Below are 18,444 nucleotides of genomic sequence, written 5' to 3'. Positions count from 1 at the left end.
CGCGCGGGGCCTCCGGGGCGTACGGCCGGTGCCGGCCGGGCCGGTGCCTACTCGGCCGGCTTCTCCTCCAGGCGCGGGAAGAGCACCGCACCCTTGGTGACCGTGGCGCCGACGGGCAGCAGGCCCCAGGTGCCGGCGTCCTGGACGTGCTGGGCGGCCAGGCCGCCCAGGCCCGCGGCCTCGGCACCCAGCGAGTCCCACAGCTTCTGCGAGGTCTCCGGCATCACCGGGTTCAGCAGGACGGCCACGGCACGCAGCGACTCGGCCGCCGTGTACAGGATCGTCGCGAGGCGGGCACGGCCCTCCTCCGACTCGTCCTTGGCCACCTTCCACGGCTCCTGCTCCGTGATGTAGCCGTTGACCTGCTTGACGAAGTCGAAGATCGCCAGGATGCCGCCCTGGAAGTCCAGCTCCTCGCCGATCTTCCGGTCCGCCTCGGCCACGGCCTTGGCCATGCCCTCCGCGATCGCCTTCTCGGCCTCGCCGGCGGCGGTGGCCTCCGGCAGGGTGCCGCCGAAGTACTTGCCGACCATGGCGGCCACGCGCGAGGCGAGGTTGCCGTAGTCGTTGGCGAGCTCGGAGGTGTAGCGGGCGGTGAAGTCCTCCCACGAGAACGACCCGTCTTGGCCGAACGCGATCGCGCGCAGGAAGTACCAGCGGTACGCGTCCACGCCGAAGTGCGAGGTCAGGTCCTGCGGCTTGATGCCCGTCAGGTTCGACTTCGACATCTTCTCGCCGCCGACCATCAGCCAGCCGTTGGCCGCGATCCGGCCGGGGACCGGCAGGCCCTGCGCCATCAGCATGGCGGGCCAGATGATCGCGTGGAACCGGAGGATGTCCTTGCCGATGAGGTGGACGTTCGCAGGGAACGTCTCCTGGAACTTCGCCGGGTTCTCGTTGTAGCCGACCGCGGTCGCGTAGTTCAGGAGCGCGTCGATCCACACGTAGATCACGTGCTTGTCGTCCCACGGCACCGGGACGCCCCAGTCGAAGGTGGAACGGGAGATCGACAGGTCCTCGAGCCCCTGCTTGACGAAGTTCACGACCTCGTTGCGGGCGGACTCGGGCTGGATGAAGCCCGGGTTGGCCTCGTACAGCTCGATCAGCTTCGGGCCGTACTCGGAGAGCTTGAAGAAGTAGTTCTCCTCCTTGAGGATCTCCACCGGCTTCTTGTGGACGGGGCAGAGCTTGGTGCCCGCCTCGTCCTCGATCAGGTCGCCGGGGAGCTTGTACTCCTCACAGCCCACGCAGTACGGGCCTTCGTACCCGCCCTTGTAGATCTCGCCCTTGTCGTACAGGTCCTGCACGAACTCCTGCACACGGTCGGTGTGCCGCTTCTCCGTGGTGCGGATGAAGTCGTCGTTCGCGATGTTCAGGTGCTCCCACAGGGGCTTCCACGCCTCCGTGACGAGCTTGTCGCACCACTCCTGCGGGGTGACCCCGTTCGCATCCGCGGTGCGCATGATCTTCTGACCGTGCTCGTCCGTGCCGGTGAGGTACCACACCTTCTCGCCGCGCTGACGGTGCCAGCGCGTGAGCACGTCGCCTGCGACGGTCGTGTAGGCGTGGCCCAGGTGAGGAGCGTCGTTGACGTAGTAGATCGGGGTCGTGACGTAGAACGCCGCGCCCTCGTGCTTCTCGAATCCAGTGGCCGCCATGGGCGAAATCCTAATGGCCCCGGCGGGCGCCCTTCACCGCGATATCACGGGCTGGACCCCGCCCGGGTGAACGCCTCCCCCGGAATCCCGGGGGAGGCGCGCCCGCGTCAGCGGCGGAACTCGCCCAGCAGCCCCTTCACCAGGGCGGACGAGGTCAGCTCGCGCGGAGCCGGCCCGGCGTGGAAGAACCCGGCGTTGTCCGCGTCCAGCTTGCGCAGGAAGTCGAACGCCTTGGAGTCGTGGTCGCCGAACGCGACGAACTGCCAGTGCACGTCGTACCGGGCCGCATCGGCGATCGCCTGCCGCGCGGGCTGCCGGTTGTCGGGAGCGCCGTCCGTCTGGAACACGACCAGCGCCGGCCCCTCCGCCCCGGCCTTCTCGTAGTGCGCGAGGACCTCCTCGACCGCCCGGTGGTAGCTGGTCCGCCCCATGTGCCCGAGCTCCGCGTGCAGGGCGTCGATCCGCCCCTCGTGGTTGTCGAGGGTCAGCTCCCCGGTCCCGTCGATGTCGGTCGAGAAGAACACGGTGTGCACCGTGGCCTCCTCGTCGAGGTGCGCGGCGAGGGCCAGCACGTGATCGGCGAGGAACTGCGCACTGCCGTCCTTGTAGAAGGACCGCATCGACCCGGACCGGTCGAGCACGAGGTACACCCGCGCCCGCGCCCCGCCCATCCCGCGCCCCCGCAGCACACTCCCGGCCGCCTTGTACGCATCGGCGAGCCCCGGAGCCCGCCCCCGCACCCGGGCCAGCGAATGCGCCGGCCCGACAGCCGCCCCTTCCCCACCGGCCGGATCGGAACCGCCCACCGAGGCGAGATCCTCGCCCTCCCCGTCGGCCAGATCGGAAGCGCCCGCCGAGGCGAGATCCCCGGCCTCCCCATCGGCCAGATCGGAAGCGCCCGCCGAGGCGAGATCCTCGCCCTCCCCGTCAGCCAGATCGGAACCGCCCACCGAGGCGAGGTCCTCGCCCTCCCCGTCAGCCCGATCGGAAGCGACGCCCGCCGAAGCGAGATCCCCGGCCTCCCCATCAGCCGGCCCGGCCTCCCCATCAGCCAGATCGGAAGCGCCCGCCGAGGCGAGACCACCCTCGGCCTCCGCAACCGCCCCGGTGCCCCCCTCCCCGTCCGCAGGATTCGGCTCCCCGGCATCCCGCGCGTCGACGACGACCGCCCCGGCAGCGTCGTCCACGGCGAGACCAACCTCGGCCTCCCCGCGAACCGCGTCAGCAACGCCCTCCACGCCAGCCACGTCAGCCGCGTCAGCCACGCCAGCAACGCTTTCCCCGTCAGCCACGTCAGCCACGCCAGCTGCGTCAGCCACGCCAGCCACCTCAGCCACACCCGCCCCAACCCCAGCAGGCACAACCTCCGCCCCCTTGGGCGACCGAGCCTCAGGCACAACCGCCCCACCCGCAGGCAGCTCGGGCAGCTCAGACGGCTCGGGCAGCTCAGACGGCTCGGACAGCTCAGGCGCCTCGGACGGCGTCGCAGGCACCTCGGACAGCTCGGCCGGCTCAGGCGCGTCGGGAGCCTCCGGCTCGCCCGCAGATCCCCCCGCCCCCGCTCCCGGCGCCAGGTCCACCCCGCCGCGCAGCGGCTCCGCGATGCCGACGGGCACCGGCTCCGGGTCCCGCGGAGCGGACTGCGAGGGCACGGTCGGGTTGTCGAACGCCGCCGCCACCAGCTCGGCCGCCGCGTCCAGCGGCGCCTTGCCGCCCGCCCCGGGCTGCACGGGCACGCTCGCCTCGGCCGCAGCAGGAACCTCCGCCTCGGCGCTCCGCTCGGCCTGCGCCGGCAGCGCCGCCTGCACCCGCCCCTCGGCCGCGGCGGTCGCCCCGGCCGTACCAGCCGCACTCGCCGTACCAGCCGTACCGGCCGTACCCGCGGTGTCCGCCACGGCGGTCGTGTCCGCCACGTCGGTCGTGTCAGTCGTGCCGGTCGTCGTGGCGGTAGCGGCATCGCCCTCCGCGCTCTCGCGGCCGAACACCTTGCGCAACAAACTCCGAATACCCATGGGCGAGGCCTTTCGCATGAGCTACACGAGCTAGGGGGTGCGATGTTTGTCCGTACTGCGGGGTGATGGAGGAAATATCCCTGCCCAGAGTGGACACGTAAGGTTATCGGTCCCGCGCCCGGTTACCAGGGAGGGGCGCCCGTAAAACCTCGCCCTCCGTGCCGCCCGCCCGCACCGTCCCCCACCCTCGCGCGAACTTCCGCCCCGCCGTGCCCGGTTCATCATCCGTTCACGCGCAGTCCGCCGAAGTGGCGGAAGACCGACCTACCGTCGCGGCTGGATTCGTTCCGACACGATGTCGGCGCAGGGCGCGTCGCCGTGTACCCAACCGGAGGACATTCGTGCGCAAACTCCTGCCGCTCATCAGCACCCCGCACTCGGGCGGTCGTTCCGCGCTCACCTGCCGCTTCCGCTGTGGCGACGCCTGCTTCCACGAGGTGCCCAACACCTCGGCCAACGAGTACGTCGGCGATGTCATAGCCGGCGTGCTCTCGCGCCGCTCGATGATGCGGGCCGCCGCCGTGGTCACCGTGGCCACCGCCGCCGGCACCGCCGCCGTCACCGGCCGCGGCGGGGCCACCGCCGCCGCTGCGGGCACCCCGGCCGCCGCCCCCGCCGCCCCGGCAGCGGACTCCCGCGCCGCCCGCGGCCTGCGCTTCGCCCCGGTCGCGCCGAACACGGCCGACCAGGTCACCGTCCCCGAGGGCTACGAGCAGAACGTCGTGATCCGCTGGGGCGACCCGATCCTGCGCGGGGCCCCGGCCTTCGACGAGAAGAACCAGACCGCCGCCGCCCAGGCCGGTCAGTTCGGCTACAACAACGACTTCCTCGCCCTGCTCCCCCTCGACGGGGACTACGAGCGCCGCCAGGTGCTGGTGGCCAACCACGAGTACACGGACGAGGTCCTGATGTTCGCCGGCTACGACCCGGCGAACCCCACCCGCGAGCAGGTCGAGATCGCCTGGGCCGCCCACGGCCTGGGTGTGGTCGTGGTCCAGGAGGACCACCGCAGCGGCAAGCTCACCGCCGTCCGCCGCCACCCGCTCAACCGCCGCCTGACCGCCACCAGCGAGTTCCGCCTGACCGGCCCGGCGGCCGGAAGCGAGTTCGTGAAGACCTCCGCCGACCCGTCCGGCACCAAGGTCCTCGGCACCCTCAACAACTGCTCCGGCGGCACCACCCCGTGGGGCACCACCCTCCACGGCGAGGAGAACTTCAACCAGTACTTCGCCAACGGGGGCGCCGTCACCGACCCCGTCCAGGCCGCCCGCCTCAAGCGCTACGGGGTCACCGGCGCCGCCTCCGAGCGCAAGTGGGAGCGGTTCGACAAGCGCTTCGACGTGCTCCAGGAGCCCAACGAGTGCCACCGCTTCGGCTACGTGGTCGAGCTGGACCCGTACGACCCGGCCTCGACCCCGCGCAAGCGCACCGCCCTGGGCCGCTTCAAGCACGAGGGCGCCCAGCCGCGCCTGACCGAGGACGGCCGCCCGGTCGTCTACTCCGGTGACGACGAGCGCTTCGACTACTTCTACAAGTTCGTCTCCTCGAAGCGGATGAAGAAGGGCACGTCGCGCGCCGCCCGCGCACACAACCTGACCCTGCTCGACGAGGGCACCCTGTACGTCGCCAAGCTGACCGGCGACTCCCCGGCCGCGGAGATCGACGGCACCGGCAAGCACCCGTCCGACGGCGAGTTCGACGGCACCGGCGTGTGGCTCCCGCTGGTCACGGCCACCGCCGACGGGGCCGTCTCGCACGTCGAGGGCATGACCGCCGAGGAGGTCTGCGTCTTCACCCGCCAGGCCGGCGACAAGGTGGGCGCCACCAAGATGGACCGCCCCGAGGACATCGAGCCCTCGCCGCGCACCGGCCGCGTCTACGTGGCGCTGACCAACAACAAGGACCGCGGCGCCGCCGGCAAGGCCGCCGCCGACGAGGCCAACCCGCGCAACGCCAACAAGCACGGCCAGATCCTGGAGCTCGCCGAGAACTGGAACGACCCGGCCGCCGACGGCTTCGCCTGGCGGCTCTTCCTGGTCGCCGGCGACCCGAACGACCCGGCCACGTACTTCGCGGGCTACCCGAAGGACAAGGTCAGCCCGATCTCCTGCCCGGACAACGTGGCCTTCGACTCGCACGGCAACCTGTGGATCTCCACCGACGGCAACCAGCTCGGCTCCCACGACGGCCTGTTCGGCGTGGCCACCCAGGGCGAGCGCCGCGGTGAGCTGAAGCAGTTCCTGACCGTGCCGCGCGGTGCCGAGACCTGCGGCCCCCTGGTCCAGGACCGCCGGGTGCTGGTCTCCGTCCAGCACCCGGGCGAGATCGACGGGGCCTCCGTCGAGAACCCGCAGTCCGTGTGGCCCGACGGCCCCGGCAGGATCGTCCGCCCGGCCGTCGTCAGCGTCTGGCGCAAGGACGGCCGCAACATCGGCGTCTGACCCCGAGGGGTGTTCTGCGGTGTTTCACGTGAAACACCGCAGAACACCCCTCAGTCGCCCTCCGGTGGCCGGTCCACCGGCAGGGTGAGCGTGGTGACCGCCCCGCCGTCCGGCGCGTTCGCGAAGCTCAGCCCGATGCCCAGCACCGCCGCCTGGCCCACCACGATCGTCAGTCCCAGCCCGTGCCCCTTCCCGCGTCCGGGATCCCCGGTCCGGAACCGCTTGGGCCCCTGCCGGATCAGCTCCTCCGGGTAGCCCGTCCCGTGGTCGCGTACGGACACCACCGCCCCGGTCACCGTCACGGTCACCGGCGGACTGCCGTGCCGGTGCGCGTTGACCAGCAGGTTGGTGAGGATCCGGTCCAGCCGTCTGCGGTCGGTGAGCACGACCGCCGGGTCCTCGGTGCGGACCTCCGCCGCCAGCCGGGAGCCGGCCACGATCCGCTCGACGGCCGGGCCGAGTGCACAGGGGGCCAGCTCGGCGCGCTCCGCCCCCGCGTCGAGCCGGGAGATCTCCAGCAGGTCCTCGGTCAGCAGGTGCAGGGCCTTGAGCCGGTCGTTGATCATCTCCTTGGGGCGCCCCTCGGGCAGCAGCCCGGCCGCGGCGAGCGAGCCGGTCAGCGGGGTGCGCAGCTCGTGGGCCACGTCGGCGGTGAAGCGCTTCTCCGCCTCCAGCCGGTTCTGGAGGGCCTCGGCCATCGAGTCCAGCGCCACGGCCACGTCCCGCACCTCGTCGTGCTGCCGCCCGGGCCGCTCCCCGCCGGGCTCCTTCCCCGTCCCGCGACCGCCCGCCCCGCCGTCCTTCCCCGGCGGCCGCCCGTCGTCCCCAGCCGGCCTCCCGCCGTCCTTCCCCGGCGGCCCCCCGTCGAGGGCGACCCGGGCGTCGAGGTCCCCGTCCGTGATCCGGCGGGCCACCGCGGCGGTCCGGGCCAGCCGCCGGCTGATCCGCCCGGCCAGGAAGAGGCCGGCCAGGGCCACCGTCCCGGCGGCGAGCCCGGCCGAGGCGAGGATGGCGGTGTCGAGGGACCGCAGCCGGGCCCGGGTGCTTCCGTACGGGATCCAGACCGCCAGTGCCCTGCCGTCCGCCGGGGCCGCGGCCCACATGACGGGCTGCCCGCCCCGCCGCCCCACCATCGTGCCGCTGCGGCCCCCGGCGACCAGCCGGGCGAGCGGCCCGGGCAGCCCGGGCGGGTCCATCGCCATCGACACGTCCCCGTGGGTGGTGCCGTACGCGTAGTGGGCGAGGGCGTGGTCGAGGGCGGCCAGCGCGTCCTTGCGGACCTCGCCCACCACCTGCCGCGCCACCACGTTGTGGACGAGCACCCCGAGGACCGCCGCCACCGCGCAGCAGACCGCGGTGGTGGTCGCCGCGATCTTCCAGCGGAGGCTGGTCACCCGCCGGGCCCAGGACACTTCAGGCCCCGCTCTTCGGGCAGGGCAGGTCCGGGTCGGGCAGGGCGGGGCAGTCGTCGAGGGTGAGCTGCTGGAGGGTCATCGTCCGGGTCTCGGGGTCCCATTCGTAGTCGGAGACCGACACGTAGAGCGGGTTGGTGGTCGGCTCGCGGACCGCGAGGTGCCCGGCGGCCACCTCCACCCCCTCCAGGACCCCGCGCCGGGCCAGGACCCGTACCACCCGGCCGTCGCGGACGGTGTAGACGCGCAGTTCGGACAGGCGGCCGTCCACGTCCACGGCGGTGATCAGCTCGTCGTCGCCGTCGTCCGTCAGGTCGTGGAAGACGGGCGGGCGCACCGGGCAGTCCCCGGCCGGGATCCCGCGCTCCGGGCACAGGGCGAGCCGCTGCACGGCCCGCGGATCGACCAGCCGTCCGGTGCCCGCGTCCGCCCTGGCGGCGGAGGCGATGTCGGCCCGCACCACGCTCAGCACGTCCGCCTTCCGCATGCCCCCGCGCGGCACGGGAGGCACGCCGGGCACGACGGCCGCGTCCCCGGCGCGCTGCCCGCGCGCGGCGGGGGAGGGGTGCACCTCGGGCCACAGGGCCTGCGGGGCGTGCGCCTCGCCGCGGTCGCCCTCGTTGCGCAGCCCCTCCGTGTCCGCGCACCCGGCCGACGCCCCCAGGGCAACCGCCAGGGCCAGGCCCGCCAGGGCACGCATGCCCGGGCGCGGGCCCGCGGACACGCGGGGAAGAGGCTGCCGCATGCTCCGATGCTCCCCCGCCGGCCCCGCCCCGGCCCGGCCGCTGACCCGTCCGGGGGACCTGCCGGGTTCCGCCCGGAAGCCGCTCAGCGCGGGGAGGTGATCGCCCGGGCCGCCGCCACCTCCTGGCACAGCGGGGCCAGCACCCCGTCCTCGTCCCCGGCGTCCCGGCCGCCCCGCGCGGCCCCGGCCGTCCCGAGCCGCGCCCCCGCGGCCCCGGCCGTCCCGAGCCGCGCCCCCGCCGGGTGCGGGTTGCTGCGCACCGCGGCGGCGAGTTCGCGGAGCCCGGCGGTGACCTCCTCGACCTCCCGCGGCCGGGGCGGCCGGGCCCCGTGGTTGACGCGCACCCGGGCCGCCGTGGTCGCGTCCACGATCCGTTCGACTGCCACCACCAGCGGCCACCAGGCGGTGGCCCGGGTGCCGGTGGGCGGCGGTTCGGTCAGGGCCCGCTGGAACTCCGAGCGGACCCCGGACAGGTCCCGGTAGATCCGCCGCCGGGCCTGCACCCGGGCGACCCGGGCCGCCCGCAGCGCCGCCTCGCCCTCCGGCACGGCCCCGAAGGCCCGTTCCACGTACCGGGCGGCGTCCTCGACGGTGTCCGCGAGCCGGTCGCCGATCCGGCTGTGCCAGCTCTCCGGCCACAGCAGGTAGCCGGCCACCAGCGTGATCGCACAGCCGATCAGGCTGTCCAGCAGCCGCGGCCGGATCAGGTCGAAGCCCTGGTGGTTGAGGAGGTCCGACAGGAGCAGGATCACGGGGGTGATGGCCGCGGTCTGGAACGCGTACCCCTTGGCCGAGAAGGCCGGGATCAGCGCCCCCAGCACCACCATCACCGGTACGTCCCACCACCCGCGCGGCACCTCCGCGAGCACCGCGGCGGCCACGACCAGCCCGCCCGCGGTGCCCAGCGCGCGCAGCACGGCCCGCGAGAACACCGACCCGAAGTCCGGTTTGAGGACGAAGGTGACGGTCAGCGCGATCCAGTACGAGCGCTCGAACTCGACCAGCGAGACCAGCGCCTGGGCCAGCCCGATGCACAGCGCCAGCCGCAGCCCGTACCGCCAGGACTCCCCGGAGGAGATCACGTCGCGGCCGGCCCGCCGGGCCCGCACCCGCAGGGCCGCGGGCCGGCCGAGCCGGTCGTCCACGTTGTACGGGTCGGGCTCCGCCAGGTGCACGATCTTCGCCGCGTGCCGCAGGGCGGCGTCGATGGCCTTCTCGGCGGGCCCGTCCGGGGGACCGGGGAGGGCGAGCCCGTGGCCGCCGGTGCGCCCCTCCTCCACGGCCGCGGCCAGCTCCCGTACCGCGGCGGGGATCTCCGGCGGCAGCGGCCGCCCGCGCAGGTGTGCGGCGGGTGCCGCCTCGACCAGCGGGATGACGACGTTGAGCTGGGCGAGCAGGCGGACCAGGACCGGGCTGCGGCCGTGCACCCGGGCGCGGCGCGCGAGCACCAGGTCGTAGGCCTGGTTGAGGGCCTGGGTGACGGCCACCCGGCGCTCCTCGTACCCGGGCCCGCCCGCGGCCTCCAGCAGGTCGGCCAGCGCCCGGTAGGTGGCGGCGACCGCGGCCCGCTCCGGCCGCTTCCCGCGCAGCGGCCAGCCGAGCAGGGTGAGCAGGAGGACGAACAGCCCGCCCGCGGTCAGCAGCACGGGCGCGGTCCACCAGGGCTCCGGCATCGCCAGCCCCGCGCCCACCACCGCGTTGAGCAGGAGCAGCAGCCCGGACACGGAGGCCACGGTGCCGATCGAGGAGATCATGCCGGACACCAGGGCGATCAGCGTGAGTACGCCGACGGCCGCCCAGCCGGTGCCGTAGACGAGGGTGCCGAGGGCCACCCCGACCGCGCCGAACACCTGCGGTACGGCGATGTTGAGGATGCGCATCCGGTAGGCGTCGGCGGTGTCCCCGATGACCCCGGAGAGCGCGCCCATGGAGGCGAGGGCGCCGTACTGCGGCTCGTCCAGCGCGAATCCGGCGGCGAGCGGGGCGGCGAGGGCGATGCCCGCGCGGAGCACGGCCGCCCAGGGGACCGGTGCCGGGCTCGGCCGCAGGCCGCTGAGCAGCCAGCCGGGAGGGGAGAGGGGGAGGTGGCGGGGTCGTGCGGGCCGTGCCGGCTCCGTGCCCTGTTCGGTGCTCATTCCGCTTCCGTGCCGCTGGTTGGGGATCCGGTTCGCGAATCGTTCCTTCTGTGCGTTCTGCGCGGTTTCCAGCCTATGGGCTCGTTCGACTGCTTTGGTCCGCGCGGGGGACGCCGGGCAGGTCCCCGGGCGCGGCCGCCGCCCGCGCGCGCCGCAGCCGCCCCGCGGTCCACGCGGCCAGGGCCACCGCCAGCCCCGCCGCCAGCACGGCCCAGGCGGCCGTCCGCAGGAAGGCCGTCAGGGCGTCGTACACCGCGGCCGCCGCGGGCCGGTCCACGTCCGCGGGCAGGTCCTGGAGGGTCAGGCGGCGGCCCGCCGGGACGGCCGCCGCGAGCAGCAGGGCCCCCAGGGCCAGCCCGGCCCCGGCGGCCACGAGCACCCGCAGCCGCCTGCGGGCCGCGGCAACCGCCGCGAGGACCAGCCCGAGGGCGAGGACGGGCAGCCAGAGGCCGGCCACCTGGAGCACGTGGAACCCCCGGCGGAGCGCGCCGAGTTTCTCGTACTCCATGACCGTGATGGCGGTGGGCGCGACGGGGATGCGGTCCGCGAACGGCACCCCGTCCGCGATCAGGTCCGCCCGCACCTGCTCGATGACCGGGGCCAGGTCCACGCTGACGCGGTTGCCCTCCCCGCTGCTGAGGGCCTCGAAGAAGGCCTTGTGCGCGGCCCCGTTGGCGGCGTTCCATGCGGTCTGGAAGTTGTCGGTGCCGACGAAGGAGCGGACCGCCTCGCCGAGCAGGTCCTCCACCCCTTCCTGGAAGGGCCCGGCGTCGATCTGCCCCGCGATGGCCCCGGCCGCCTGCCGGGCGACGGCCTCCCGTACGTCCGGGTCGCGGGCCAGGGGTGCCATGGCCGCCACGTAGCGGTCGCGGTCCCCGATCACGCGGTCGGCCCACACGGCGACCGCGCTCAGCGGCACGAGGACGGCGAGCAGCACGACCAGGGCCGCCGTCAGGGGAGCCGAGAGGGAGTTCCGCACGTCACCAGGGAACGACGGGCCGGTACGGGACCGCGACCGCTGCTGCTGCGCCCGGGTGGGCGGCCCGCGGGTGATCCACTTGCCGGGGGCGGGGCGCGGGTGTGCCCTTGAGGGTGGGGAAGGCCGGGCTGCTCCGGCGGCCCTCGGAAGAAGGAGCCCCGACATGGCACACGCGGCACCGGCCGCCTCCGGGCGGCACATGGGCAGCATGCGGAACATGAGCACCGGAGCCTGGCTGCGGCCCGTGCTCTTCGGTCTCGTCTACGGGGTCTACGCGGCCTTCATCAAGCGCCAGACGGGCCCGGTCGACGCGGGCAACGTGTTCTACGGGATCCTGTGCGGGGTCCTCTTCGCGGGCATGCTCTTCCTGCTCGCGCGCGTCGGGCCGCGCCTGCAGCGCGAGCTCCGCGCCGCCGCCTACGGGGCCTTCGCGGGCATCGCGATGGGCTACCTGTACAGCCTGACCGGGGACACGGTGCTGCGCTCCACCGGGATCGCCCTCGCCGTGGGCGCGGGCGTGGGCCTCGCCGCCTTCTACCGCTACTACCAGCGCGAGGCCTGACCCGACCGGACCGCCCGGCCCGTGCCGCCGCCCCGCCCGACCGGGCGGGGCGGCGGCGTGCCGCGTACTTTCGGCCGGGCCGGTCGGGACCAAAGGCAGGTCCCCGGCGGCGGCCGGGCCGCGCACACTGGCAGAGGCGCCGGCCGGCTGCCCCGTGGTCCGAACCTCACATCCGACCACTCTCCGTTGCCGAGGGCACGCCGGCCGGCGCCTCCCCGTCCGGAGCCCGGACCGGGGCGGTTCCGACCCCCGGCGGTCCGGCTCTCCGGCTACGCGCAGTCGAGCGGCTCGGGCGCGACGGCGGCGGAGGCGGCGGAGTCGGCGGTGCGCGTGGCGCCGGCGGAGTGGGCGGAGGCGGCGGCCGGCTCCCGCGCCGGTACCGGGTGGTCCGCTTCCCGGTGCGCCTCCGGACGGCGGTCCCCGCCCTCGGCGGGCGCAGCCGCCCGGGCGGGTCCCTGGGCCTGCGGCCGCGGGGCGAAGCGGGCGGCTTCCGCGCGCAGCATGGCGTTCAGCGCGGCGTACGGGTCGATGGGCATGGCGAAGTCCTCGCGGTGTGTGGGGGTGGGTGTGCGTGCTCGGGTGCCGTACGCCGGCCCTCAGCAGCGCAGCACCACGCTCCGCACCGCGCGCAGGGATTCCGGGGCCGCGTCCCGCGCCCCCGCCGGAACCCGCACGCCGTCCCCCGCGGCCGCGCCGGACCCGCCGGGGTTCCCGGCCGGAGCCCGCCCGGCCGCGGGCAGCTGCCGTACGGACACCCGTACCGCGAGCCGCTGTTCCGCATCGGCCGCCGGTTCGCCCGGCGCCTCCTTGGCGGGCTCGGCGGGCCCGCCGGGCACCTGCCCGGGCGTCCCGTCCACCGGACCGGCCGGCGCCGGCACGGGAGCCGGCCGGGGGACCGGTACGGGCGCTTCGCCGGGAGCGGGTACGGGAGCCTGCGCGGCGGCCCCGGCGAGCCCCCCTCCGGGGACGGGCGCCGAAGCGGCGGCCGCGCCCAGGACGGCGAGCAGCAGCACGCAGGCGGCGGCGAGCCACCTGCTGAGCGCACAGCGCGTCCCGGTCATGCACTGAACGTGCCCGGCGGGAGGCCCGCCCTGTGCCCGAAGACGGCAGAACCCCCCGACCGGGGGAGGCGGGCGGCCCCCCGGCGCGGCCGGACGGGTGAAGCGGCTCCGAGCAGGGGGCGAGCCGGCTGCGAGGCGCCCGCGAGCCGCCCGTGAGCCGGCCGTGAGCCGCCCCCGCCCGGCCCCCGTTCAGCAGAGGACGAACAGCCCCAGCACCACGGCCGCCGACCCGGTCAGGGCGGCGGCCGTGTGCATCACGACGTGCCCGTAGTCCCGGAACACCAGCTGGCGGACCAGCCCGCCCACCGCGGCCAGGGTGGTGATGACGGCGATCTGCGGGACGAGCGGGACCTGGAGGAAGACGACGAGCAGGAGCAGCACGGTGCTCAGCCACAGCGGGCCGGTGCCGGTCCAGCCGTACCAGCTCCATATGTCCTTGTGCGCGATCGGGTCGTCCATGTCAGCCCCCCGTTGCGGAACGACGCTGTGGCACACAACTCCGCGTGCTCACAGCGCCGTTGTACCGGATGGGAAGGTGATCAGGCAGCCACCGGGGAACTCCCGGACGGATCCGCCGCACGGGCCGGGGAGACCAGCCGGTGGGCCGCCTCCCCGAGCAGCAGCCCGATTCCGGCCCACAGGGTGGCCTGGATGGCCAGCGAGGAGAGCCGGAACTGCCAGATCAGGGTGGCCGGGAAGTCCGCCGGCACCTCGTCGACGGCCGGCAGGAAGGCGTACGCCACCCCCACGGCCGCCACGAGGAAGACCCCGCCGGCCACGGAGGCGTACCAGCCGCCCCAGCGCGGGGCGAGCCGGCGCCCGAGGAGGACGGCGGCGGCGCTCAGCAGCAGGCTGAGCGCGATCATCAGCAGGTAGAGGGCGGTCCGCCGGCCCGCGGTCTCCGGGTCTCCGACGGCCGGCGGGTTGGCGGGGTACTTGAAGAAGGGCACGAGGGACACGGCCGTGAAGGCCCCGCCCGCGACGAACGCGGCCGTGGCCCGCGGCCCGAACCGGCCGAGCCGGCCCAGCGCGAAGCACAGCACCAGGGCCGCGAGGCCGCCGAGCGCGACCCCGTACAGGAGCACGCCCGTGCCGAGTCCGGCGGTGGACTGGAGGGCCCGGCTCACCGGGGCCGCCTCCTCGTGGTGGTGTCCGCCCGAGGCGTGGGCGGCGGCTTCCTCCAGGGCGATGGCCGCATCGACCTTGGGTTCGCCGAGGACGTACGCGACCAGGAGCGCGAGCACGCCGGCGGCGAGCCCCGCCAGCATGCCGCGCACCAACAGGCCCCTTGCCGAAGGGGAGTTCACGGTGGGCAGGCCCCCGCGCTCAGTGGCAGGGGAAGCCGAGCAGGTGGCGGCCGTCGTGCAGCCACTCGTGGACCGTGTCGCCCTCGAACAGGGCGGTCGCGCCCTGCTCGGCGCCGACGAAGTAGAGCAGGACCAGCATCAGGACCCCGGTGAACACCGCCCACGGGGCCAGCTCGCGCAGCGGAAGGGGGGTGACGGCGGCGTCCGTGCTGGGCACGGCGGGCACGGCGGACTGAGCCATGGCAGAACCTCCTGGGGAACACGCGTCCCGGTCGTGTGGTGCTCTGAACGGCGGCTGCGGGTCTGACTTTCCCCCCTGGATCGGGAGGTTCACAGTGGCGCGACCGTGCCGGATTTCCACCGGTGCTTCCGTCATGCCGTCGTCATGTCGTCCGAGACCGTACCGCTTCGGTGGCCGGAACACCACGGCGCGCGGGCGCCGTCTCACGCCCTGGGCGGGCCGTCTACGCTCCCTGCATGAGCAGCGCATCGGTACGGGTACGGCTGTGCACCCCGGAGTTCGTCCCGGGAGCCCGCTTCGGCACGGGCGAGGCGCCCCCCGGCGCCCCGCAGCTGCGCGGCCCGGCCGCGGGCGCATGGCACGGCCGCACCCTCGACGAGGTGGCCGCGGCGGACCCGGAGGCGGTCCGCCGCTGGCTCACCGACCCCTCGTACGCGCCCCCCGGCGGCGAGTCCGTGGCCGAGCTGATCGCCCGGGTCGGAGGCTGGCTGGACGGACTGGCGCCGGGCACGGCCGAGGTGACGGTGGAGCAGGCGGTGGTGCGGGCGGCCGTGGTGCACGCCCTGGGGCTGCCCGCCGCCGTCTTCTGGCGGCTCGACGCCCGGCCCGGCACGGTCACCGAGCTGAGCGGGCGGTCCGGCCGCTGGAACCTGCGGCTGGGCACGCCCGCGGGCGGCCGGTGACCCGGCTCGGGCGGATCGGGCGGATCGGGCGGTTCAGGCGGTGATCCAGTCGCTGGTCGCGATGACCGGCTGCACCCCGTCGCGGTGGACGGTGCCCTCGATCAGGCCGTACATCCGGTCGGCGGCGAAGTAGACCTCGTTGTCGTTCTTGAGGCCGAAGGGCTCCAGGTCCACGAGGAAGTGGTGCTTGTTGGGCAGGTTCAGGCGTACCTCGTTGACCCGCGGGCAGTGGTCGAGCACCCGCTCGGCCATCGCGTTCAGCGTCTGCTGGAGCGAGTACGAGTAGGTGTCCGCGAAGGCCTCCAGCATGTTCTTGCGGACCTTCCTGTACGCCTGGTCCCAGTCGGTGGCGGCATCGTCGGCGGCCAGGCGGGAGTGCGCCCAGCGGGCGGTCACCTTGGTCGCGAGGATGCGGTCGTACGCCTCCTGCAGCGTCGTGTACCTGTCCTTGATGTAGCCGTGGAACTCGGAGTTCGTCGAGTTCATCACGGTCAGCTCCTTCAGGCCGGAGACGACCTGGAGCCCGGTGGTCTCGCTGTAGGTGATCTGCGCGGTGCGCACCTCCTGGCCCTTGCGGACGAAGGAGTGCTGCTCCTTGCGCGTGGGCACCGGGATCCGGTCCCAGGCGAACTCCTCGATGCGGATCTGCGCCTCGCGGATCGGGGTCTGGGAGGAGACGAAGTGCTTGGCGAGCAGGATGCCGAAGGCCTCGGGGGAGTCCACGCCGTGCTCCTTGGCGAAGGCGTAGACGGTGTTCTTGGTGGTGTCGGTGGGCAGGCAGTTGGCGTTGTCCCCGGTGAGGTGCACCTCGCGGAACTCGCCGCGCAGGGCCACCGAGACGTTGAGGTCCCGGATCTCGTGCCAGGACCCTTCGCCACCCTTCCGGGTGACCTTGACGATCCGGTTCTCGGCCTTGCCGTACTGGTTCTGCGCGAGGACGTGCCTGCTCATGCTGTCTTCCTTCGGGTCACGGGTCCGTCTCCTGGATCCGTACGCCCGGCGTCCGGCAGCCCGCCGGGCCCTTCGCCCGCGCCGCCCCCCGCCGTCCGGCCCCGGAGGACCGCCCCGGGACTGACGTGCATCCCGGTCCGTAGGTACATATCGGATTGCAACACGGCCCGGGGCCATCCCTCACGGCCCGGATCATCCGACAATCCGGCCACCGGATTCGGCGGACCGCCCAAAAGCGGCCATCGGCGGGGCCCCGGGGTCAGAGGGCCGCGTCGAAGCGGGACAGGTCCTCGATCAGCCGTTTCAGCAGGGCGGGCGGCAGGGTCTCGTCGAGCAGCTCGCGCAGCTGGACGGTGTGGGCCGCCAGGGCCGCGTGCAGTTTCTCCTCGCCCAGGGGTGTGTGCCGGAGCAGGAAGGCGCGTCCGTCGCAGGGGTCGGGCTCCCGGCTGATCAGCCCCTTGGCGAGGGCGCGGGCCACCAGCCGGGTGGTGCCGCTGGAGGTCAGCCCGATGGCCTCGCCGAGCGGTGCCGCCTGGGCGGTGTGCCCCGGCTGCTGCCACAGCCGCAGCAGCAGCTCGAACTCGGGGCCCTCCAGCCCGGCGGCGGCCGCGACCACCGGCCGGGTGCGGTTCTGCAAGATGTGGACCACCCGGCTCAGCCGCCCGAGCAGGTGTACGCCGTCGGTGTCGGCGAGCCGGTCGATGCTCTCTCCCATGGAGTGGATCTTCCCAGACCGGAGGGCGGAAAGCGGTCCCTGCGGGCGCTCGGCGCAGGTTCCGCGTCTGGTTGGATACCTGCTTAGGCAGGTATTCTCACCCGTATGAGCTACTCCGCCCGCGCCCGCCGGAACCCCGGCAGCCCCGCCGGCCCTGCCGCCACCCCTCCTCCGCCCACTGCTTCCGTCGCCACTGCTTCCCTTGCCACTGCGTCCGTCGCTGCGGGTTCCCCCGCCGCCGGTTCCGTCGGCTCTGGTGCCGCGGCCGCCCCGTCCGCCTCGGCGGCCGCCCCGCGGCCCGCGCTGCGGCTCGTGCTCGTGCTCGGCGCCCTGTCCGCCTTCGGCCCGCTGAGCCTGGACATGTACCTGCCGGGACTGCCGCAGCTGGCCGGGGACCTGCACGTGGGGGCGGCGGACGCGCAGCTCACGCTCACCGCCTGCCTGATCGGCCTCGCCCTCGGCCAGCTCGTCGCCGGCCCCATGGCCGACCGCTGGGGCCGGCGCCGGCCGCTGCTGTGGGGCCTGGCCGGGTACGCGGCCGCCTCCGTGCTGTGCGCCCTCGCACCCGGCGCCCCCGCCCTCACCGGCCTCCGGCTGATCCAGGGCCTCGCGGGCGGCTTCGGCATCGTCATCGCCCGGGCGGTGGTCTCCGACCTGTACGAGGGGCCCGCGGCCGCGCGCGTCTTCTCCCTGCTGATGGTGGTCAACGGCACCGCGCCCATCCTCGCCCCGCTGGCGGGCGGCCAGCTCCTCCGGCTCACCGACTGGCGCGGGGTGTTCCTCGTCCTGGCGCTGACCGGCACGGCCATCCTCGCCGGGGCCGCGGCCGTCCTGCGCGAGACCCTGCCGGCCGGGCGCCGGGACGGCGGCGGGCCCGGGCGGACCGTCCGCGAGTTCGGGTCGCTGCTGCGCGAACGGCGCTTCATGGGACCCGCCCTGACCTCGGGCTTCGGCTTCGCCGGGCTGATGGCGTACATAGCGGGCTCGCCGTTCGTCCTCCAGGAGGTGCACGGGCTGTCCGCGCAGCAGTTCAGCCTGGTGTTCGGTGCGAACTCGCTCGGGCTGGTGCTGACCGGGCAGATCGGCGGCCGGCTGGTACGGCGGGTCCCGATGCGGCGCCTGGTCGGCTGGGGGGTGGCCCTGCACGCGGCCGGGGCGGCCCTGGTCCTCGTCTCGGCCCTGGCCGGCCTCGGCCTGCCCGGGCTGCTCGCCGGCCTGCTCCTGGTCGTCTCCAGCATCGGCCTGACCGCCCCGAACACGGCGGCCCTCGCGCTGGAGGGGCGCCCCCGTACGGCGGGCACCGCGTCTGCACTGCTCGGCCTGTGCTCCTACGCGATGGGGGGCCTGGCGGCCCCGCTGGCCGGTCTGGCGGGCGCGGTCTCGGCGCTTCCGATGGCCGCGGTCATCGCCACGTCCTCCGCGCTCGCGCTCACGGCCCACCTCACCCTGTCCCGCCGGGCGACTACGGGTGCTCCGGCCCCGGACCGCCGCGTCTCGACCGACGGCGGGGCTTGACTGCGCCCCCGTCCGCGGTTCGCAGCC

17 protein-coding genes are annotated in these 18,444 nt (G+C 74.6%); 4 read left to right on the top strand and 13 right to left on the bottom strand.

The window, feature by feature from the left end:
• Positions 1–47: 47 nt before the first annotated feature.
• Positions 48–1,658: a methionine--tRNA ligase gene (gene metG / locus ACZ407_RS05410; RefSeq protein WP_468125690.1), complete on the bottom strand. Its 1,611-nt coding sequence runs from the start codon at positions 1,656–1,658 to the stop codon at positions 48–50.
• 107 nt (positions 1,659–1,765) lie between these two features.
• Complete coding sequence (locus tag ACZ407_RS05405; protein ID WP_468125688.1) at positions 1,766–3,670, bottom strand: VWA domain-containing protein; 1,905 nt, start codon at positions 3,668–3,670, stop codon at positions 1,766–1,768.
• Positions 3,671–4,011: 341 nt separating this feature from the next.
• Between ACZ407_RS05405 and ACZ407_RS05400 the strand changes: the two genes are divergently transcribed.
• On the top strand, positions 4,012–6,111 hold the full coding sequence (locus ACZ407_RS05400) for a PhoX family protein (protein ID WP_468125686.1): 2,100 nt from the start codon (positions 4,012–4,014) through the stop codon (positions 6,109–6,111).
• Between the two features lie 50 nt (positions 6,112–6,161).
• Here the strand turns inward: ACZ407_RS05400 and ACZ407_RS05395 are convergent, their stop codons facing one another.
• The 4 genes from ACZ407_RS05395 to ACZ407_RS05380 all read right to left on the bottom strand — a co-directional run bounded on the left by ACZ407_RS05395 (position 6,162) and on the right by ACZ407_RS05380 (position 11,382).
• Positions 6,162–7,505 (bottom strand): sensor histidine kinase, encoded by a 1,344-nt coding sequence (locus ACZ407_RS05395; RefSeq protein ID WP_468125685.1) that lies wholly within the window; start codon positions 7,503–7,505, stop codon positions 6,162–6,164.
• A gap of 19 nt (positions 7,506–7,524) precedes the next feature.
• On the bottom strand, positions 7,525–8,268 hold the full coding sequence (locus ACZ407_RS05390) for a hypothetical protein (RefSeq protein WP_468125684.1): 744 nt from the start codon (positions 8,266–8,268) through the stop codon (positions 7,525–7,527).
• Positions 8,269–8,351: 83 nt separating this feature from the next.
• Positions 8,352–10,403: an FUSC family protein gene (locus ACZ407_RS05385; RefSeq protein ID WP_468125682.1), complete on the bottom strand. Its 2,052-nt coding sequence runs from the start codon at positions 10,401–10,403 to the stop codon at positions 8,352–8,354.
• A 73-nt stretch (positions 10,404–10,476) separates the two neighbouring features.
• Positions 10,477–11,382, bottom strand: a complete 906-nt coding sequence (locus ACZ407_RS05380) for a hypothetical protein (protein WP_468125681.1) — start codon at positions 11,380–11,382, stop codon at positions 10,477–10,479.
• 163 nt (positions 11,383–11,545) lie between these two features.
• Between ACZ407_RS05380 and ACZ407_RS05375 the strand changes: the two genes are divergently transcribed.
• The gene (locus ACZ407_RS05375; RefSeq protein ID WP_468125679.1) at positions 11,546–11,944 is read left to right on the top strand and encodes a hypothetical protein; all 399 of its coding nucleotides are present in this window, start codon (positions 11,546–11,548) and stop codon (positions 11,942–11,944) included.
• A gap of 269 nt (positions 11,945–12,213) precedes the next feature.
• Here ACZ407_RS05375 and ACZ407_RS05370 read toward each other — a convergent pair whose 3' ends face one another.
• The 5 genes from ACZ407_RS05370 to ACZ407_RS05350 all read right to left on the bottom strand — a co-directional run bounded on the left by ACZ407_RS05370 (position 12,214) and on the right by ACZ407_RS05350 (position 14,553).
• Positions 12,214–12,480: a hypothetical protein gene (locus tag ACZ407_RS05370; RefSeq protein ID WP_468125678.1), complete on the bottom strand. Its 267-nt coding sequence runs from the start codon at positions 12,478–12,480 to the stop codon at positions 12,214–12,216.
• A 60-nt stretch (positions 12,481–12,540) separates the two neighbouring features.
• On the bottom strand, positions 12,541–13,005 hold the full coding sequence (locus ACZ407_RS05365) for a hypothetical protein (protein WP_468125677.1): 465 nt from the start codon (positions 13,003–13,005) through the stop codon (positions 12,541–12,543).
• A 189-nt stretch (positions 13,006–13,194) separates the two neighbouring features.
• On the bottom strand, positions 13,195–13,464 hold the full coding sequence (locus ACZ407_RS05360; RefSeq protein WP_468125675.1) for a hypothetical protein: 270 nt from the start codon (positions 13,462–13,464) through the stop codon (positions 13,195–13,197).
• 80 nt (positions 13,465–13,544) lie between these two features.
• Complete coding sequence (locus tag ACZ407_RS05355; protein ID WP_468125674.1) at positions 13,545–14,312, bottom strand: CbtA family protein; 768 nt, start codon at positions 14,310–14,312, stop codon at positions 13,545–13,547.
• A gap of 19 nt (positions 14,313–14,331) precedes the next feature.
• Positions 14,332–14,553, bottom strand: a complete 222-nt coding sequence (locus tag ACZ407_RS05350; RefSeq protein ID WP_468125673.1) for a CbtB domain-containing protein — start codon at positions 14,551–14,553, stop codon at positions 14,332–14,334.
• A gap of 236 nt (positions 14,554–14,789) precedes the next feature.
• Here ACZ407_RS05350 and ACZ407_RS05345 point away from each other — a divergent pair, with 236 nt between their 5' ends.
• Positions 14,790–15,236 (top strand): histidine phosphatase family protein, encoded by a 447-nt coding sequence (locus ACZ407_RS05345; protein WP_468125672.1) that lies wholly within the window; start codon positions 14,790–14,792, stop codon positions 15,234–15,236.
• A 33-nt stretch (positions 15,237–15,269) separates the two neighbouring features.
• On the opposite strand, the gene pucL is transcribed toward ACZ407_RS05345, so the two are convergent.
• Positions 15,270–16,187, bottom strand: a complete 918-nt coding sequence (gene pucL, locus ACZ407_RS05340; RefSeq protein ID WP_468125670.1) for a factor-independent urate hydroxylase — start codon at positions 16,185–16,187, stop codon at positions 15,270–15,272.
• Positions 16,188–16,446: 259 nt separating this feature from the next.
• Positions 16,447–16,902: a MarR family winged helix-turn-helix transcriptional regulator gene (locus tag ACZ407_RS05335; protein WP_468125669.1), complete on the bottom strand. Its 456-nt coding sequence runs from the start codon at positions 16,900–16,902 to the stop codon at positions 16,447–16,449.
• Positions 16,903–17,007: 105 nt separating this feature from the next.
• Here ACZ407_RS05335 and ACZ407_RS05330 point away from each other — a divergent pair, with 105 nt between their 5' ends.
• On the top strand, positions 17,008–18,417 hold the full coding sequence (locus ACZ407_RS05330) for a multidrug effflux MFS transporter (RefSeq protein ID WP_468125668.1): 1,410 nt from the start codon (positions 17,008–17,010) through the stop codon (positions 18,415–18,417).
• Positions 18,418–18,444 lie beyond the last annotated feature (27 nt).

Source organism: Streptomyces sp. NPDC030809, from assembly GCF_055572195.1.
Note: the sequence above shows the minus strand (reverse complement) of the source record. Positions and strands in the feature narration are given on the sequence as shown.

Excerpts from the sequence above, each read along its gene's own strand:
- ACZ407_RS05350 (WP_468125673.1), bottom strand. The coding sequence starts at position 14,553 with ATGGCTCAGTCCGCCGTGCCCGCCGTGCCCAGCACGGACGCCGCCGTC.
- ACZ407_RS05405 (WP_468125688.1), bottom strand. The coding sequence starts at position 3,670 with ATGGGTATTCGGAGTTTGTTGCGCAAGGTGTTCGGCCGCGAGAGCGCG.
- ACZ407_RS05370 (WP_468125678.1), bottom strand. The coding sequence starts at position 12,480 with ATGCCCATCGACCCGTACGCCGCGCTGAACGCCATGCTGCGCGCGGAA.
- pucL (WP_468125670.1), bottom strand. The coding sequence starts at position 16,187 with ATGAGCAGGCACGTCCTCGCGCAGAACCAGTACGGCAAGGCCGAGAAC.
- ACZ407_RS05360 (WP_468125675.1), bottom strand. The coding sequence starts at position 13,464 with ATGGACGACCCGATCGCGCACAAGGACATATGGAGCTGGTACGGCTGG.
- ACZ407_RS05390 (WP_468125684.1), bottom strand. The coding sequence starts at position 8,268 with ATGCGGCAGCCTCTTCCCCGCGTGTCCGCGGGCCCGCGCCCGGGCATG.
- ACZ407_RS05330 (WP_468125668.1), top strand. The coding sequence starts at position 17,008 with ATGAGCTACTCCGCCCGCGCCCGCCGGAACCCCGGCAGCCCCGCCGGC.
- metG (WP_468125690.1), bottom strand. The coding sequence starts at position 1,658 with ATGGCGGCCACTGGATTCGAGAAGCACGAGGGCGCGGCGTTCTACGTC.
- ACZ407_RS05365 (WP_468125677.1), bottom strand. The coding sequence starts at position 13,005 with ATGACCGGGACGCGCTGTGCGCTCAGCAGGTGGCTCGCCGCCGCCTGC.
- ACZ407_RS05345 (WP_468125672.1), top strand. The coding sequence starts at position 14,790 with ATGAGCAGCGCATCGGTACGGGTACGGCTGTGCACCCCGGAGTTCGTC.
- ACZ407_RS05385 (WP_468125682.1), bottom strand. The coding sequence starts at position 10,403 with ATGAGCACCGAACAGGGCACGGAGCCGGCACGGCCCGCACGACCCCGC.
- ACZ407_RS05375 (WP_468125679.1), top strand. The coding sequence starts at position 11,546 with ATGGCACACGCGGCACCGGCCGCCTCCGGGCGGCACATGGGCAGCATG.
- ACZ407_RS05335 (WP_468125669.1), bottom strand. The coding sequence starts at position 16,902 with ATGGGAGAGAGCATCGACCGGCTCGCCGACACCGACGGCGTACACCTG.